The organism is Undibacterium sp. Di27W, assembly GCF_049340345.1.
Taxonomy (GTDB): domain Bacteria; phylum Pseudomonadota; class Gammaproteobacteria; order Burkholderiales; family Burkholderiaceae_D; genus Undibacterium.
In genome coordinates this window covers 102372-119110 of record NZ_JBMPOS010000006.1, presented here as the reverse complement: position 1 = coordinate 119110, position 16739 = coordinate 102372, and the positions used below count along the sequence as shown (strand labels likewise).

The 16739-nt window shown below is 50.8% G+C and carries 14 protein-coding genes; 8 read left to right on the top strand and 6 right to left on the bottom strand.

Annotated features, from left to right (window positions below; genetic code table 11):
* The first annotated feature begins 272 nt into the window (after window positions 1–272).
* The 3 genes from gcvA to ACO0LF_RS14010 all read left to right on the top strand — a co-directional run bounded on the left by gcvA (window position 273) and on the right by ACO0LF_RS14010 (window position 5153).
* Window positions 273–1157, top strand: coding sequence for a transcriptional regulator GcvA (gene gcvA, locus ACO0LF_RS14020; RefSeq protein WP_423014894.1), 885 nt, complete (start codon window positions 273–275; stop codon window positions 1155–1157).
* 28 nt (window positions 1158–1185) lie between these two features.
* A complete protein-coding gene (locus ACO0LF_RS14015; RefSeq protein WP_423014892.1) occupies window positions 1186–1644 on the top strand; it encodes a hypothetical protein in 459 nt (152 codons plus the stop codon).
* A 161-nt stretch (window positions 1645–1805) separates the two neighbouring features.
* Window positions 1806–5153 carry a TIM-barrel domain-containing protein gene (locus tag ACO0LF_RS14010; RefSeq protein ID WP_423014890.1) on the top strand — a complete coding sequence of 1116 codons (3348 nt, stop codon included), beginning with the start codon at window positions 1806–1808 and terminating at the stop codon, window positions 5151–5153.
* A 636-nt stretch (window positions 5154–5789) separates the two neighbouring features.
* Here ACO0LF_RS14010 and ACO0LF_RS14005 read toward each other — a convergent pair.
* The 4 genes from ACO0LF_RS14005 to ACO0LF_RS13990 form a co-directional block, all read right to left on the bottom strand.
* Window positions 5790–7109, bottom strand: coding sequence for a hypothetical protein (locus ACO0LF_RS14005; protein ID WP_423014888.1), 1320 nt, complete (start codon window positions 7107–7109; stop codon window positions 5790–5792).
* On the bottom strand, window positions 7102–8016 hold the full coding sequence (locus ACO0LF_RS14000) for a hypothetical protein (RefSeq protein ID WP_423014886.1): 915 nt from the start codon (window positions 8014–8016) through the stop codon (window positions 7102–7104). The genes ACO0LF_RS14005 and ACO0LF_RS14000 overlap by 8 nt, the downstream gene beginning before the upstream one ends.
* 462 nt (window positions 8017–8478) lie before the next feature.
* On the bottom strand, window positions 8479–8847 hold the full coding sequence (locus ACO0LF_RS13995) for a helix-turn-helix domain-containing protein (protein WP_423014884.1): 369 nt from the start codon (window positions 8845–8847) through the stop codon (window positions 8479–8481).
* A 16-nt stretch (window positions 8848–8863) separates the two neighbouring features.
* On the bottom strand, window positions 8864–9181 hold the full coding sequence (locus ACO0LF_RS13990) for a type II toxin-antitoxin system RelE/ParE family toxin (RefSeq protein WP_423014882.1): 318 nt from the start codon (window positions 9179–9181) through the stop codon (window positions 8864–8866).
* 298 nt (window positions 9182–9479) lie between these two features.
* On the opposite strand from ACO0LF_RS13990, the gene ACO0LF_RS13985 reads away from it, so the two are divergent.
* The 4 genes from ACO0LF_RS13985 to ACO0LF_RS13970 all read left to right on the top strand — a co-directional run bounded on the left by ACO0LF_RS13985 (window position 9480) and on the right by ACO0LF_RS13970 (window position 12470).
* Window positions 9480–10742 (top strand): OmpA family protein, encoded by a 1263-nt coding sequence (locus ACO0LF_RS13985; protein WP_423014880.1) that lies wholly within the window; start codon window positions 9480–9482, stop codon window positions 10740–10742.
* 309 nt (window positions 10743–11051) lie between these two features.
* The gene (locus ACO0LF_RS13980) at window positions 11052–11516 is read left to right on the top strand and encodes an SRPBCC family protein (RefSeq protein ID WP_423014878.1); all 465 of its coding nucleotides are present in this window, start codon (window positions 11052–11054) and stop codon (window positions 11514–11516) included.
* 101 nt (window positions 11517–11617) lie between these two features.
* Window positions 11618–12085, top strand: coding sequence for an SRPBCC family protein (locus tag ACO0LF_RS13975; RefSeq protein WP_423014876.1), 468 nt, complete (start codon window positions 11618–11620; stop codon window positions 12083–12085).
* A 49-nt stretch (window positions 12086–12134) separates the two neighbouring features.
* Window positions 12135–12470 (top strand): ArsR/SmtB family transcription factor, encoded by a 336-nt coding sequence (locus tag ACO0LF_RS13970; RefSeq protein ID WP_423014874.1) that lies wholly within the window; start codon window positions 12135–12137, stop codon window positions 12468–12470.
* A gap of 117 nt (window positions 12471–12587) precedes the next feature.
* Here ACO0LF_RS13970 and ACO0LF_RS13965 read toward each other — a convergent pair whose 3' ends face one another.
* Together ACO0LF_RS13965 and ACO0LF_RS13960 are read right to left on the bottom strand one after the other, a co-directional pair.
* Window positions 12588–13394, bottom strand: coding sequence for a DUF4019 domain-containing protein (locus ACO0LF_RS13965; protein ID WP_423014872.1), 807 nt, complete (start codon window positions 13392–13394; stop codon window positions 12588–12590).
* 105 nt (window positions 13395–13499) lie between these two features.
* Window positions 13500–15068: a sensor domain-containing diguanylate cyclase gene (locus ACO0LF_RS13960; RefSeq protein ID WP_423014870.1), complete on the bottom strand. Its 1569-nt coding sequence runs from the start codon at window positions 15066–15068 to the stop codon at window positions 13500–13502.
* A gap of 450 nt (window positions 15069–15518) precedes the next feature.
* Here ACO0LF_RS13960 and ACO0LF_RS13955 point away from each other — a divergent pair, with 450 nt between their 5' ends.
* Window positions 15519–16715, top strand: coding sequence for a cytochrome-c peroxidase (locus ACO0LF_RS13955; RefSeq protein WP_423014868.1), 1197 nt, complete (start codon window positions 15519–15521; stop codon window positions 16713–16715).
* Window positions 16716–16739 lie beyond the last annotated feature (24 nt).

The following is a 16739-nucleotide window of genomic DNA, read 5'->3' as shown; positions in this document are numbered from 1 at the left end:
GAAACGACGTATACGTTGATTGAGGCCGAGTGTTGGGCTGGTAAACCGTAGCCCAACCTACGGAATAACGAAGGTCGAAGTTTTTTTAAGTTTTTCTCTTGCATTTCTCTGTGCCTCCGTGTCTCTGTGGTGAGGGGTTTTGTTCTTATTCTTCCAACCCTCCCACGAATACTGCCAGAAAACCAACATCCCATCGCCACAGAAAATTTCAATCTTTCATTAAGTTAAATTTAATGAACATCTGTTACCGTATCGTTTTTTGATGGATGCCCATGTCTAAACGCCTTCCGCCCTTGAATTCGCTGCGTGTTTTTGAAGTTGCCGCCCGGCGGCTGAGTTTTACGCGGGCGGCGGAAGAGTTGCATGTGACCAATGCGGCAGTCAGCCACCAGATCAAGTTACTGGAAGATCATCTGGGTATAGATTTGTTTCAAAGAAGCAATAATGTCCTGAAGCTGACAGAAGCAGGGGAGTTGTACCTGCCGCGCATACGCGAGGGTTTCAAGATTTTCCAGCAGGCGACCGATGCTTTGCTTAATGATAACAATGCCTTGCTGCGCGTGGGCGTGCCGCCGTCTTTTGGTTCCAAATGGCTGGTGCCGCGCCTTTACCGTTTTTTGAACCGTCATCCGCATATACGGGTGGAAATCGTTTCTGAAGTGGACCGTACTTACCGCGACTGCGATATTTCGATTGATTTTCGCCGCACCCAGTTTGCTGACTTTCGCATCGAACCCTTTATTGCGACTGAAGTCTTCCCCGTCTGTAGCCCGGCCATCGCCGAGCAATTGCAGACACCCACTGACCTGTCCAGGCAAACCCTGCTGCATGAAGTCAGTGCCATGAACGACCCGGATTACCCCAGCTGGCAATCCTGGTTTGCCACCCTGGGTTTGCCCAATCAAGAGTCGCGTCAGGGGCCATTGTTTACCCTGGCGCTGATGGCCTTGCAGGCCGCCATAGACGGGCAGGGCATAGCACTTGGGCAGGCTTTGCTGGTCGAATATGATATCGCCGCTGGCCGCCTGGTGCGGCCATTGAATGTAGAAACCCCGCTGCGGCTGGATTATTACCTCATCTATGCAGCAGACATGAAAGAGAACCCGGCTTTCCAGGCCTTCCATCAATGGCTGGTCAGCGAGGCAAAAACGCGCTGATCACGCTTACTGCTCTGGCATTGGTACAATGCTCGTTTTATATCTTTTACCCCGCCGCCCCGCCTTCATGCGCACGCCTGCCGATATTTTGATACTCAGCCCAGCCAGAACGGCAGAAATATTCACCGGCTTTCAACATATGTCTGCCCGCAAGGTCGAGATTATCAGCGATGGCCTGGACAGGCAAAGCAGCATCCAGATAACAGACAGGCAGCTGAGTCTGCATTACCGCCATGGCGATATCCCTTGCCAACTGATGATTTTGGCGATCGCTGAAGTCCTGCATGACCAGCACCATCACCCCGTCCAGCAAGTCTTGCCAGGGGTGCGCGAGTTGGTCTTGATAGGGGAAGGCAAATTCATGCTGGAACAAGCCCTGCATTTGGCGGGCCATGGCCGCAAAATCACGCTGATACGACACAGGGCCAATGACGCCTGTCGCCGCGTGGTCCAGCATTATTTATCACGCCTGCGCCATGCTTTTTGATAGTCTCGCAGCGTCGTTCAAATTTTCTTGATGAAGGCAAAAAATAAATCTCGCTGTTGCAAAAGACAGTGCGCAGTTACATTGCTGCATGCGCCATTATTGTCGGCAGCTCTGCCCTGGTGTTTAGCGCCCCACATTCAAAGATAGGATGAAATACCAACATGCAAACTTTGCACGCCATCATACGCAAGACCGTCATCGCCAGCTTGATCTTCCATACGTTTAATAGCACCAGTCTGGCAGCGCCCCTGGGCAATATGCAAAAAATAGCGGCAGATGCCCATCAGATAGAACTGCTGACCTCAGATGGCAGCATCGTACGCATTAGCCTGCTCAAGCCTGATCTGTTCCGCGTCTGGGCAGGCACGAAAGGGCAATTGCTCGGTGCTGGCGACAAGGCGGCACCTATCGTGTTGAAGCAGGATTATGACAAAGTAGCTTACCAACTGACGGCACAGGCGGACTATCAGTTAATACAGACCTCAGCCATGGCCTTGCGCATCTACCGCGCACCACTGCGCCTGGCCCTCTACAAGCCTGACAATAAAACCCTGGTCTGGCAAGAAACCCAGCCGCTGGAACTGGGGGACAAAGCCAGCTTCCAGACCTTGTCCAGCAGCACAGATGAAGTCTTCTTTGGTGGTGGCCAGCAAAACGGTGCCTATGCCTTCAAGGGCAAGCAGATGGAAGTGTCTTACTCAGGCGGTTGGGAAGAAGGTGACAGGCCCAGCCCCGCGCCTTTCTACATGAGCAGCAAAGGCTATGGCGTCTTGCGCAATACCTGGAGCAATGGCAGCTATGATTTCCGCTCGAATGAATACCTGAGTACCAGCCACCAGGAAAAACGTTTCGATGCCTATTACTTCGTCGGCAATTCCATCAAGGACGTGCTGGCGTCTTATACAGAACTCACAGGCCGCGCCAGACTCTTGCCACGCTGGGCCTATGAATATGGTGATGCCGATTGCTATAACGATGGCGACAATGCTAAAAAGCCCGGCACCGTGCCCGGCAACTGGACAGATGGCCCGACTGGTAAAACACCAGACGTAGTCAATTCCGTCGCCGCCAAATACCGTGAACACGATATGCCAGGCGGCTGGATCTTGCCCAATGATGGCTATGGCTGCGGCTACACCAATTTGCCCGATGTGGTTGCCGGGCTGAAGAAACATGGCTTCCGCACCGGTCTGTGGACAGAAAACGGCGTCGATAAAATCGCATGGGAAGTCGGCACCGCAGGCACACGTGCGCAAAAGCTGGACGTGGCCTGGACAGGCAAAGGCTATCAGTTTTCACTCGATGCCAACATGGCCGCAGCCAAGGGCATACTCGACAATTCCGACGCGCGCCCCTTTGTCTGGACAGTCATGGGCTGGGCTGGCACACAACGCTATGCCGTCACCTGGACGGGTGACCAGTCCGGTAGCTGGGACTATATACGCTGGCATATCCCCACCCTGATAGGCTCAGGCCTGTCTGGGCAAGCGTATGCCACTGGCGACGTCGATGGCATCTTTGGCGGCAGTCCGGAAACCTTCACACGTGATCTGCAATGGAAAACTTTTACGCCCGTGCTGATGGGCATGTCTGGCTGGTCCAAATCTGAACGCAAGCACCCCTGGTGGTTTGACGAGCCCTACCGCAGCATCAACCGCGACTACCTCAAACTCAAGATGCGCCTGATGCCGTATATGTACACCTATGCGCATGAAACCGAGTTGACCGGCGCACCGATAGTACGAGGCCTGATGTGGGACTATCCACAAGATACGAACGCCAATAACGAAAACTACAAATACCAGTTCATGCTGGGTAAAGACTTTCTCGTGGCCCCGGTCTACCGCAGCCAGGCTGCCAGCAAAGGCTGGCGCAAAGGCATCTATTTGCCGCAAGGCCAGTGGATAGATTACTGGGATGGCCGCGTCGTACAAGCCGATGCCAAAGGCAAAGTCATAGACCAGCAAGTCACGCTGGAAAAGCTGCCCGTCATGGTACGTGCCGGTGCCATCCTGCCCATGTACCCGGTCGCCCTGTATGATGGCCAGGTAGCCAAGGACGTGCTGACCCTGGATGTCTACCCGCATGGAAAATCCAGTTTCGCCCTGTATGAAGACGATGGTGAAAGCCGCCAGTATCAGGCAGGCAAATCCAGCCTGCAAGTCTTCGCAGTCGATGCCCCTGAAAACAAGGCAGGCGATATCCGCATCGATGTCGGTGCAGTCAATGGCAGCTATGCAGGCATGGAAGCACAGCGCGTCTTGCAACTGCAAGTGCATAGCCGCGTAGAGCCAGATACCGTCACTTTTGGCGAGCAGACCTTGCCCGCCTTCAAGACCCGCGAAGAATTCCAGAAAAGCAGCACAGGCTGGTTTTACGACGCCACAGAAAAATACGGCACCGTGCATGTGAAGACAGTGAAACTGCCAGTGGAGAAGGCTTACAGCTTCCGCCTCGTGATTGCCGCCAGCAAGCAACTGGCAATGACCGCTGATTACCCGGCTGCACCTGACCTGGGTAACACCATTGCCGCAGACAGCCTCATCGTCCTGAACCGCCCGGCAGAAGAACCCGGTCATCCATTGGAGAATGCTTTCGATGGTAAGCCCGGCACATGGTTCCGCACCCTGCGTGACCAGTCACAAAAAACCGGCGCCCATGAGTTCAGCCTGGCATTGGGTGAGCGCCGCATGGTCAGCGGCTTTGAAATCGCCCCGCGCAATGACAAGAACTGGCAATATGGCCAGGTCAAGGACTTTGAAATCTACCTGGCCGATACCAACGGTGAATGGGGCAAACCTGTCTACACGGGCCGCCTGAAGCAACAGCAGGAAAAACAGAAAGTAGAATTTGCTGCCAAGGCAGGCCGTCTGTTCCGCTTCCGCGTACTCAGTACGCACGACCAGAATGATGATGGCGAAGCACAAGACCCCATGGTGCTGACCAGCACAGGCGCGGCCAATGCCGCCAAGGCATACAACGCCTTCAACCCCGTGGTCGTCACCCCCATCACCATTTCAGAGTTCAGCATTCTTGAACACCCCATGCCCGACAAACCCAAGGCGCAAGTGTATTTGTCGGATGCTGTCGCCAGTAATAAAACGAGCTATGCCAAAGACCTCGCCTACAAAGTCCAGCCAGTCAAAACAGAGGCAGGCATGCAAATGAACGGCCTGCGCTTCCGCAAGGGCCTGGGTGTAGCAGGCAATAGCGAAGTGGCATACAAACTCGCAGGCGACTGGCAAACCTTCCGCGCCGACGTAGGCATAGACGACACCTGCCGCAACAACGGCGGCCTGCAATTCCAGGTCTGGGGCGATGATAAATTATTGTTCGACAGCGGCCTGATCGCCGCACCAGCCGTAGTCAAGCCAGAACTGGATATACGTGGAATCAGCAAGCTGGTGTTGAAGACGACGGGTGTCAAGGCGAATGGCAAAGCCGGCGTGTGCGCGAACTGGGCGAATGCGTCGGTAATCGGGTTTGCGGGCGATAGGGTGGGGAAGTGAGTTTGTAGCTTACCTTGATTGTTCAAAGTGCTTCACCTCAGATGTTGCTATTTTCGTGAGCCAGCTAGCTTATGGCTATGCTGGTCACTCTTAAACAGACTACCGTAGGTACGATTAGCGCAAGCGTAATCGTACGCATGGCTTTTTAAAAGACGATTATAGCAAAAATTTTGAGTGAGTATGGGGTATTGCCGTTATCTCAGCAAATTGCATGCGTACGATTACGTTGCACTAATCGTACCTACACGGGGTTTTTTCGGTTTTCCGGATTGATCAACGAACGCCGCTGGGCTCCTGCCTACGCAGGAGCGACGGGTTTTTTGTTTTCAGTAAAATTTTTGTGAGTTGTTGTTCATCGATTTATCAGTGAGCATTTAAACTGCCATCTAGTCGAGTCACTCAAATGCGCAACCGTAATTTGTGTGATGCTGGCAAGTAGTAAAGTCCGCAAGGAGCTTAGCCTCAAATCCGTCGCTCCTGCGCAGGCAGGAGCCTAGTGGCGTTTGTGGTAAAAGCCATGCATCCAATTCATCCACATCAACTCGCGTAGGTACGATTAGCGCACGCGTAATCGTACCTACGCTTGCTAACTATATTCAATTTAGACGATTGCTGTAGCAGTATCTGCAGAAGTAATTATTTTGTAGTCAGTTCATTTAAAAGCTGCCTAGCGGCTGTGGTCAAAGTAGCATTGTTTTTGGTAATACTTGCTTTGATTAAAATATCTATAGTTTTTTGCTTTATTGTTTTTGTTGCCAACTGATATGTTTCCACCAGTGAAAACCATCTGTTTTGAGGCCCCTCGTACCAGCAAAGTTTTTGTAGAATTAGTTCATCACCGAGGAGGCATTCATTAAGATAATATTCCCATTGATTGTTTGTTAGTCTGTCAAGTAAACTGGCTGCTTCAGATAAAGCTGCATGAGATGTTCCATATTTATTGCCTAATTGAACAGCTAATACTGCTGACATACTAATGGGGAATGCTGGCCATGGAATTGTTGTCCCCAATTTTGCAAGAGCTGATATAGCTGCGGGCTCATTATAGAAATTGTTCATTGCAGTGTGTACGCTAATAACATTTGCAGCTGCTGCCGCAAATGTTTGGGAGCGTAACGACTCGGGTACATAATCAAATCCTCGAACACCAGTAAGTGCCTTTTTAAGCGCTAAAACCGCAGGGGAGATGGCCGCATTGACAGCTTCCGCGTATGATTGACCGATAGACCATTTCTCTGCGTCACGCAGCGTTTTCCATAGAGCGGGGACAAGTACGACGATATTTCCAAGTGTGTGTTCGAATTGTGCTCCTGATTTTGTCTTTATGCCAGCTAGTAAAATACTCAATGTGGTTTTTTTAAAAAAATAAGGGGCAACCTGGAGAGTGATAACTTCAGGATCATTTTCCTTAAAGGTTCTACCTTGAAGTTCCGCTCGGAAAGAAACAAACTCGGCTGGAGCTATGTCCCCTTCTCGCCCAAGTACAGCATTCACACAAGTTCTAAGAAAAGAAAGAGCTTCTTCCCTTGTCATTTCTTGAGTCTCTGCATCTTCAATGTTAAGACTATCAAAATGCGCCAATAGTTCTAGATGTTGAGTTAAACGAGTTGCGTCGGTTTGGTTGATAAGCCCAAGTTCGCGAGCGAGCGTGATAGCTTCATAGTCAGAAATACTAACAGTAGGAACAGAGTCTTCGTTTAGATCTGCACGTCCCAACATTTCGCCCACGAATGCCATTCCTAAAGAAGCAAGTGCTCGCTTTAATTGTGACAACGCTTTATTTAAAACGAACCCAGCCATCATTTCGAATGCTTCGGACTGAAAGGCTGTGATGATTTGCTTTTGGTCTCTCGAACTCAAATTCTTAGCGACGTTAGCAATCGCTGGAGCATTGTCGGCAGATTTCGGTACGATAGTGCCGGTAGGCTCTTTCCAAACGACGACAGAGTTATTCATTGGTGCTGTCCATGGTTCGTTGGAGAAATTGAGTTCCTCCATCTTGTGATCTAAAAAATACGGCATCTAAATTGCTGCCGATAAGGCTACACATTGAAGCGTAAGCTCGACTACGTGCACCTCCTGCCGACGGTGTGTTTGTAGCGTCACTTCTTATGAATGCACGATATCCTAAAACATTACCTGACCCGTTGAAAATTGTAATTCCGTCACTGCAAATAAAACCAGATACTAGCTCTACAGCAGTCTGTAGGCGGCCTACGGATGTTGCTGTCTTTCCTTCTTCTATATGTCGCGCAAAGCGCTCATACAAGTTTACTGGTGGCATTAATGGGACGACATCCTGCAGAGAGTTGGGGAGCGCATTGATTCCGCATGGAAGCACAGCTATTAGCGTCCCATGACTGTTCTTGATAGCAGAGGTCAATAATCGTTCTACGAAACCTGAAAATAATTCACTCTGAGTTCCTGCACCATTCGATATAGCTTTTGCAAGCCCTTGAATATGTGCTTGATTGTTCAGTTCATTTACATCTACATCATCGTTAAATCGGAATTCAACTCTCTTGCCAGCACTTGTGCGCACTTCTACTTTGTTAATAGCGCTTTGAGCAATCTTAACAATTGGAAATTCAGTCGTGGTGTCATTAAAAATTACCTCATCTACTGAAAGAGACGCGGGATCGCTGCTGCCGCAAAACACACCAAAACAGTATTTCGTTCCATCATCTAAGCGTTCAACGTAAATTCGCCAGTTGTCTCGACAAAGTGGTGCGGCAGCCTTAAGAAGTTTTGAAGCCGAATTGTCATCTAGTGGAATACTTGTAGACAGAGGAACATGCTCCCCCATTCCAGCGTGCTGCAAAAGTTCCGAAATAGAATTGCAGATAAACACAGTCGGAGTCATTGAAACTCCTTCTTCAGTGTATGCTGCAAGTCGAGACACTACTCCTGTAACTAACTTAGAGGTGCGAGAACAGTCCCAATTTACTTCGCGCATTAAATCCAGCACGTTTGACTGTAGGTGAGATCTAAAAGAGACGCTTCTTGCTGTCGTCATTCTGAGTTACTTTCAAGGTAAGTTCTGAGAATAGTAGCATATTAACATTGTTTATATAGCATTTTCTAGATATAGCCTGTGTAGATACAGTTAGTTCTAGTTGGGTCTGTCAACTAAAATTGAAGATGCGCGACTTTGTCTCTCTACCTCGAAGCTCTCTAGTTTCTCAGAAATCGTTACTTATAACCTTGCAAGCTCAACTTAATCGCACGCATGTAAATTTACTGTAAATACCTCAAACAAGAGATAGTTTTCACAATATTCAATTGAATTTATCATTCATGACTTAACCACGCGTGCAAAAAACAGTCACGGATGATGCAAAGCCTTCAAAACCAACTCTGGTGCAGCAGCAAATACTCTGAGTAGCGAATCTGCCGCACCAGTTGGCTCGCGTCTGTGTTGTTCCCAGTTTTGCAGGGTCTTGATACTCACGTTCATGACAATCGCAAAATCGCTTTGTGACAAACCGGTTTTCTCGCGTACTTGTCTGGCATCGATTTTTGCATGCTGAATTGCTGGTGTAGTGGCTGATTTGTTTCCTGGTTTTGCCTGGACTTTGTTCGTCTTGCCAGATTTATTCAATGTCGTAGTACGAGCAGGTTTGGCCTCGCCTTTAGCGATCTTACCTGCTTCTGTAAGACTTGCAACCAGGTTTGCGAATAATTCTTTGTCCATTTTTAACTCCTTGCATTTACTGCTTACAATGATTTTGCCAAATCTTTGAGTATGCTTTTTCCCCGGCGGATAAGTTGTCTTTCACTGATTTGGGGTAGATCACCAGCATGTAGATTTGATCATCTGCTGATTTGAAATAGTAAATTGCTCTTGCTCCGCCGCTTTTACCTTTACTGCCGTAATTGACACGTATCTTTCGAATTCCGCCACCGCCGCTAATCAGGCTGCCAGATTCGGGATTTTCTACCAGTTCGTTTTGTAATTGCCGGTATTCCTCGTCAGTCAACAAGCCTTTCAACTGACTGGTGAAAATCGTAGTTTCTATAAAAACCATCGACACCCCTTCAATACATCGGTATTTTATCTTCAAAATATACGCCATTGGCGTATATTTCAAATTGCATGAAAGCCAGTGCGAGCAAATTCAAATTATTATTGAGCCTGGTATTGTGAAATTTACATTTTCCATTTGTCTTGCCGTTGCAAATGACCCTGCTGGCTGTGCAGCATTGTGTTTTATCTGGAGTTTTATGCCTGTACCTCAAAGCTTGCACTCAACCACACACCTTGATCAACACTTCCCCATCAGGTTAATATAAATCAGCCATCACCCTCAATCACCTAGAAATCTTATGCCAAAGTTTTTCAAGTTCCCCATCTTGCTGTTAGTCATTGCCTGCCTGCACGCATCACCCGCCTGGGCTGATCTGGGTTTTCCTGATTATCTGAAACTACCGCCGCAAATCGTGTTGAACACGGATCAGGCCTTGCAGGTGGAGAATGTGGCGGAGGCTGAGTTCGTGGTGGATGCTGCGGGCACCAGCAAGCTGTTCAAAGGCAAGCGCTTTGCGCGCTGGATGACTTATAAGCCTGCTGCGGGTGAGCCTGCGCTGGGTTATTACAATGGCAGTGAGGCGCGCATCTATACGGCCATGCAGGCGACATTGAGCAAGAGCGGCTGGCAGACTGTGCGCGCAGATGATAACAAGGCGCGCTGGACCATGCGTTATCAGGCTGGTGGCAAGCAGGCCTGGGCTGAGGTGAAGATGGATGCGCCGCAGGCGCAGGTGTGGGTGGAGTTGATAGAGTCTGCCGATGCGGGTGCTGCGTTCAGCGTTCCCAAGCCTGGCAAGCAGCCTGAAAAGTTTGGCGTCAAGGATGATATTCCTTATCTGCTGCCCTGGCCTGGTTCCAAACGCATAGGCGAGGGGCGTGGGGATGGGCCTATGGATGTGGCTGAACCAGGCAAAAGCCAGGAGGCGCAGTTGGTGGGGCAGGCTGTGGAGACACGCAATTACCAGGGGCCGACTACCCTCTCCAAGCTGCAGTTCATTGGTGAGTATCGCGAGGCTTTGATCAAGAATGGCTGGACGGTGATCTTCCCTGCCAGTGCGGCTGCAGTGCGCGACTATGGCATGCTGGTGGCGCACTATACGCAAGATGGGCGTGACATCTGGGCGCGCCTGAACTATGAATTTACTGCTTCACTGACCATCAGTACCACTGACGTGGGCAAGACTGATCTGGGCAGTGCCTTCGCCAAGGATTGCCATGTGCCGCTGTATGGTGTGTTCTTTGATTTCAACAAGGCCACGCTCAAGCCTGAGTCAGATAGCGTGCTGGGCAAGGTTGCCAGCTTGCTCAAGACTGATGCCAGCATCAAGGCCGAGGTTGAGGGGCATACCGATAATGTCGGTGGCGACGACTATAACCTCAAGCTGTCCGATGCCCGTGCCGCCAGTGTGCGCAACTGGCTGGTGCAGCATGGCATAGATGCTGCGCGCCTGACTTCCATAGGCTATGGCAAATCTCGCCCCGTGGCTGATAACAGCACGGACATTGGCCGTGCACGCAACCGCCGGGTAGAGCTGGCCAAGCTGGGTTGCCGGCCTTAGCGCCATGTAGGAGCGGCTTTAGCCGCGAATATGCGCGGCAAGGGCCGTGTCACTGAGTTCCTTGTGCGGCTTGTTCGCGGCTGAAGCCGCTTCTACCTGGGAACTTGGTGAGTCAAGGCCGCCCATTTAAGCGCGGCGGCCTTGCCTCACCTTGTCAGATAAAAAAACTTTCCGCCTGCCATCAAGATTTCAATTGCTAGTGTAGTTGATGCTTTTTAATAAATGCAACTTTATGGTTGCATTTATTGGACTCCTCTTCTATCATGCATTTGCAACCGTTTGGTTGCTTAATCGTGAAAAGGGGATTCTATGAGTCATTATCAGCAAAGCCTCGTGATCGGGGCTGATCCTGCGACTGTGTATGCAGCGCTTGCCACCCCTGAGGGTTTACGGGGATGGTGGACGCAGGATTGCGATGTGGCGGTGGCGCTGGGTGGCAGCAGTCATTTCAGGTTTGGGCCGCATCATAAGAGCATGCTGGTCGAAAGGCTGGAGCCGGGGCGTGAGGTGCGCTGGTTATGTGTTGAGGCACATATCGCCGTCGACAGGCTGGTGCGCAAGGATGAATGGCTGGGCACGCGTCTGGTCTTCCGTTTGACGCAGGTTGGAGCAGGGCGCACGCGGCTGGACTTTGAGCATGTCGGCCTGGTGCCTGAGCTGGAGTGCTATGCCATGTGCAATGATGGCTGGCGTTATTACCTGGCCAGCTTGCAGCAATTGCTGGAGACAGGAAAGGGAACGCCGTTTGAACTGCTGACAGTGGCGGCTGCCTGAGCCTTGCATGGTTCAGGCTGCATGCCACCATTGAGATGGCACGCGCATCAAAAATCTGTATTAATGATTTTAATCAACGAAAAAATTCAGGAGTGAATGCTATGAGTAGCACGACAGAAACCGACCGCATAGAACGTCAAGTCATGATCAATGCCCCGCGTGAACGCGTGTGGCGCGCGCTGACCACTGCCGAAGAATTTGGCACCTGGTTTGGTGCTAACCTGAAAGGACAAAGTTTTACGGTAGGCCAGCGCACCATGGGGCCGATTATCCATAAGGGCTTTGAGCATATCCAGTTTGATGTGGTGGTAGAGCGCATTGAACCGCAAGATGTGTTTGCTTATCGCTGGCATCCTTATCCCATGGACCCGGCGGTGGACTACGATAGTGAAGAACCGACGACGGTGACCTTTAGCCTGAGCGATGTCCCTGGCAATGGCACCTTGCTGACGGTGGTGGAGGCAGGCTTTGACAAGGTGCCGCCAGGCCGTCGCCTGGAAGCCTTCCGTATGAATAACAATGGCTGGGAAGCCCAGCTCCGTAACATCGCCCGCCATGCCGAAGCCTGAGTCAAAGCCGACATCCGGGGTGGCTGAATCTTCGCAGCAGGGGGCGGGCATGTCTGCCTTGATACAGGCCAGTGATACCATGGCAAATGTGTTTGCTGCCCTGGGTGACCCTGTACGCCTGAAGCTGGTGGCGGCCTTGTGCGTGGGCGGCGCGTTTTCGATTGCACAGCTGACAGCCAATACCGACATCAGCCGCCAGGGGGTAACCAAGCATTTGCAGGTACTGGCGCAAGCCGGTGTGGTGCGCGATATCAAACTGGGGCGTGAACGGCTATGGCAACTGGAACCCGGTCAGATCGCCGAAGCCAGACGCACGCTGGACATCATAGGCCAGCAATGGGAAGTGGCGCTGGGTAGTTTGAAGGCTTTTGTGGAAACTGCCTGATGTCGTTTAGTGGATAGCATTGTAACTGTACATGCTTGAAATCTGATATGGCATCAGATAGATAAATAGCCTCCATCTGGAGGCTATTTTTTTGCAGTCAGTGTAGTCGGAATACCGTCACCCCTTGCACCCCATCTGCTTGCGCAATTTCCCCATGTCGTTTGCGGCGGTGGATTTATAGATATTTTCCGGGATATGGCCATATTCTTCGCGCATGAGGTTGAAGTGGTTTTTACTGCCAGCAGGCAAAAACCAGATCAGGTAGCCGCAGGTGATGGGGGCGATGCTGTTTTTGGTTTCATAATCAACCGCGATATAGGTGCCGGGCTGGGGGGAGTTTGCCGGGTTTTCATAGACCGTGATACGCCACAAGTCGCTTGCCAGTAATTTGCCGGTTTGCGCCTGGTAGGCGATGACCCTGGCTTGCCATTCAGGCAGGGTCTGGAGGTTTTTCATGCTGGGGCTGAGCATGTCATAGGCCGTTTCATAGTAGCCATTTTCTATGGCTGACATATAGGCATTGCTCAGCTTTTTACCTTCTACCTTGAGCTTGAGTTCCTGGTCGCTATCGAGTTTGATGGCGGCCACGGCTTTCGGGCGTTCAGGTATGTCGGCGACGCAGCTCAGCATTTGCACCATATCGAACACTGGGCTTTTGTCCGTGGTCTTTTGTCCACCCAGGGTTTCGCTGGCCGCAAATTTGTATTTGCCATATTGCGGTATTTTGCCTGCGCACAGGGTTGATGAAGGATCAGACATCATGACTTGCGCCTGCTCTACCGTTAAGCTGACATCACTGGTCAGCCGCAATTCATATTCAGAGGCTGACAATTTCTTATAAGCCAGATCAGCGGCTCCCGCAGCTCCGCTAGTGAGGGCAAACAGGCCGGCAGCAAGTAGAGTGATATGGCGGAATGGCTTCATGGTTCATGGCGTGGAATGGACAATGCCACAACCATACGGCAGATGGTTTGATTTAACAACCAGGCTTACACTTGGTATCTTTCTGGTTGGTCAACCCATGCAAACTTATGCATCATGCCCATTACTGACGCGTACGCAATTGCGTCCTTGTGATTTTGCACAATACAGTGCCTTGTCGGCGGCCTCTATCAATTCCAGCGGCCGGTTGTTTTCGCGTACTGGTACAAATGCATCTATACCCGCGCTGACAGTGACGACACCGCTGCTATTGCCCGTGTGCTTGAGTTCCAGATGGTAGATGGCTTGCCGTATATTTTCAGCGACTTTCATGGCACCGGCTACGTCAGTACCAGGTAACAGGATGACCATTTCTTCACCGCCGTAACGGGCGCTCAGATCACCTGGCCGGTGCTTGCCATCGGCCACTACCTTGCTGATGGCGCGCAGGCATTCATCACCTGCCGCATGACCATAGATATCGTTATATTGCTTGAAGCAGTCTACATCGATCATGATGAGTGCCAATGAACTGGCGTTGCGCATGGCGCGGCTGAACTCATCTTTCAAGGCGATATCAAACTGACGCCGGTTAGCCAGGCCGGTGAGGCCATCTTGCATGGCCAGTTTTTCCAGGGTGTGATTCAATTGCTCCAGTGAGTTACGGGTTTTGAGTAATTCGGCTTCAGCCTGTACCCGCAAGCTTATCTGTCTGATCAGCCGTGAACCTATCAGGGCCAGACCAGACACCAGGCAAGCTACCCCTATGGCATGGATAATGGCATTTGATTTCCAGTCAGCCAGGACTTCTTCTTTGGAAAGAGCCGCCGAAACCACTAGCGGATAACTGTCCAGTTGCCGGTAGCTATTGATGCGGGTGATGCCATCCTGGCCTGAAGTGAAGGTCGCAGTAGCCACTTTGGCATTTGGCAGATAGTCGCGAAACAGAGGGAGTTGAGAAATATTCCTGCCTAGAGAACCCTCTTCAAAAGGCCGTCTCAGCAAGACTGTGCCATTGGCGAGAGCAACAAAAATGGCACCGGTGTCGCCTATGTCAAATTGCTCGTAAAATTTTTTGAAATAGTCCATTTGTATCGTGGCCAGCACGACGCCGCCAAAACTGCCATCTCGCTTGTTAATGCGCCGCGAAACGGTAATCACCCATTCATTGGTGGACTTACTTTTGATCGGTGGCCCTATGTGTGCGTCGCGATCAGTATGGTCGCGGTGAAACATGAAGTATTCGCGCTCTGAATTATTGCCGTTTCTTTTAAGCGAAGGCTGTGAATTCACCAGCCAGTTGCCGTATTGGTCATACACAAACAGGCCGTGCAGTTGTGGTAATTCTTCTACTCGTTTCACCAGTAAAGAGTGCAGGCGTGACAGATTGATCTCGGTAGCGCCGTCGACTTCCAGTCTTTCCACCAGGCCAACCAGAACAGTATCCGCCCCTTTTATGGTGTCATAGGCATGTTGACCTACCGCACGGGCCAGATTGGAAGAGGCTCTCTCGGTCTCTGCCAGTTGTACTTCACGGGCTCTCCAGGTAACCCAGATCTGTAGCAGTATCAAGGAGGTGCAAACCAGGATAACGAAGCCAACCGCCAGTGTGGTAATCGGGAATTTCTTGGGAGTCGGCTCAGGAAGGCCGGTATTGATAGCAGTCATCGTGGTCATGAAACAAGTCCTTCCATCATTTGCTGGTGCTGCAAAGCAGTGCTGGGAATTGCTGGTTTTCGGAAAAATGCAAAATCCATAATGGATTATAGAACGCATTAGCAATTAGATATGATTTTTTAACTATTTGTGAGAAATGATGCTGTATGCAAATGCGCATGCTGCTTCATGTTGGGAAATAGTAGCAAGTTGCCTGAGATGAAGCCGCTAGTGGCAGCGGCTGGTAAAAGCTTTGAGCTTCATCAAGTCTTTGCTTATTTGTAACAAATTATGCTATTTGACAACACCTGCTTGTCCCGAACCAGATCAACGCGATATAATGGCAATCATTCTCATTTGCATTTATATCAGCCCTTCCTGGGCGAACTCACGGATTCAATGATGTCATTCACTTTTGATGTCCTTCAACGGACGATCGCAGTACGCGTTTTTTCTCAAAAAATACCCAGCATGATGCTTGCCGGACTGGTACTCAGCCTGGCTGCCTGTGGTGGTGGCAGTAGTAGTAATAGTGGCGGGGGCAGCAGTAGTGCCGGCGGTACGCCAGCCGTGCCTGATGCGGGCATGAGCGCCGCAGCGCAATTGGGCGAGAAAATCTTCAAGGATGTAAGTCTGTCAGCCTCTGGCAAGATGTCTTGCGCGACTTGCCATGATGCGGACAATGCCCACGCGCCCAAGAACGACCTGGCCGTGCAACTGGGCGGGCCCAACCTCGATGTACCAGGCACCCGCGCCGTGCCGTCTTTGCGCTACCTGGAGTTAAATCCATCTTTCTTCTTCGCGGCTGATGGTACACCTACCGGTGGTTTTACCCGCGATGGCAAGGCTAATACCCTGGCGCAACAGGCAGAAACGCCTTTCCTGGCAGCGCATGAAATGGCCAACAAAGACCGTGCCGATGTCGTCGCCAAACTGCAAAGAACCGGTTATGTGAATGAATTCAAGACGGCATTTGGCGTGACGATCTTTGATAATGCCGATACTGCTTTTGAGCGCATCTTGTTTTCGCTGCAGCAGTACCAAAAAGAAGATAGTGACTTCCATCCTTATGATTCCAAATACGATCAATTCCTGGCTGGCCGTGCCAAGTTGAGTGATGCCGAGTTGCGTGGTCTGGCGCTGTTCAATAATCCTGTCAAAGGCAATTGCGCGGCTTGCCATGCCAGCAGTAAGGGTGCTAACGGAGCTTCTCCTTTGTTCACGGACTTTACTTTTGATAACCTGGGAGTTCCCCGCAACACTGATATTCCGGCTACCGCCGACCCGGCCTATTTTGATTTTGGACTATGTGGCCCTGACCGCGCCGACTTGGCAACACGTAGCGACCTGTGCGGTGCTTTTAAGGTGCCAACCCTGCGCAATGTGGCAACCCGTAAGGTGTTTTTCCACAATGGCAAATTCAAGAGCCTGCGTGATGCAGTGAATTTTTATGTGCGTCGCGATACCAATCCTGAAGAGTGGTTTCCACTAGGCGCAGATGGCAATGTCATCAAGTTCAATGACTTGCCCTCCCTGTATGTCAGCAATGTGAACGTCAAAGAAGTCCCCTATAACCGCCAACGCGGCATGGCCGCGGCGCTATCGTCGGATGAAGTGGATGATGTCGTCAAGTTCCTGGCGACACTCAATGATGGTTACAAGCCTTGATGCATGAAGCTGATCATCACTACT

Bases quoted from the DNA above. Each gene is read 5' to 3' on its own strand.
- gcvA (WP_423014894.1), top strand. From the start codon at position 273: ATGTCTAAACGCCTTCCGCCCTTGAATTCGCTGCGTGTTTTTGAAGTT.
- ACO0LF_RS14015 (WP_423014892.1), top strand. From the start codon at position 1,186: ATGCTCGTTTTATATCTTTTACCCCGCCGCCCCGCCTTCATGCGCACG.
- ACO0LF_RS14010 (WP_423014890.1), top strand. From the start codon at position 1,806: ATGCAAACTTTGCACGCCATCATACGCAAGACCGTCATCGCCAGCTTG.
- ACO0LF_RS14005 (WP_423014888.1), bottom strand. From the start codon at position 7,109: ATGAATAACTCTGTCGTCGTTTGGAAAGAGCCTACCGGCACTATCGTA.
- ACO0LF_RS14000 (WP_423014886.1), bottom strand. From the start codon at position 8,016: ATGACTCCGACTGTGTTTATCTGCAATTCTATTTCGGAACTTTTGCAG.
- ACO0LF_RS13995 (WP_423014884.1), bottom strand. From the start codon at position 8,847: ATGGACAAAGAATTATTCGCAAACCTGGTTGCAAGTCTTACAGAAGCA.
- ACO0LF_RS13990 (WP_423014882.1), bottom strand. From the start codon at position 9,181: ATGGTTTTTATAGAAACTACGATTTTCACCAGTCAGTTGAAAGGCTTG.
- ACO0LF_RS13985 (WP_423014880.1), top strand. From the start codon at position 9,480: ATGCCAAAGTTTTTCAAGTTCCCCATCTTGCTGTTAGTCATTGCCTGC.
- ACO0LF_RS13980 (WP_423014878.1), top strand. From the start codon at position 11,052: ATGAGTCATTATCAGCAAAGCCTCGTGATCGGGGCTGATCCTGCGACT.
- ACO0LF_RS13975 (WP_423014876.1), top strand. From the start codon at position 11,618: ATGAGTAGCACGACAGAAACCGACCGCATAGAACGTCAAGTCATGATC.
- ACO0LF_RS13970 (WP_423014874.1), top strand. From the start codon at position 12,135: ATGTCTGCCTTGATACAGGCCAGTGATACCATGGCAAATGTGTTTGCT.
- ACO0LF_RS13965 (WP_423014872.1), bottom strand. From the start codon at position 13,394: ATGAAGCCATTCCGCCATATCACTCTACTTGCTGCCGGCCTGTTTGCC.
- ACO0LF_RS13960 (WP_423014870.1), bottom strand. From the start codon at position 15,068: ATGACCACGATGACTGCTATCAATACCGGCCTTCCTGAGCCGACTCCC.
- ACO0LF_RS13955 (WP_423014868.1), top strand. From the start codon at position 15,519: ATGATGCTTGCCGGACTGGTACTCAGCCTGGCTGCCTGTGGTGGTGGC.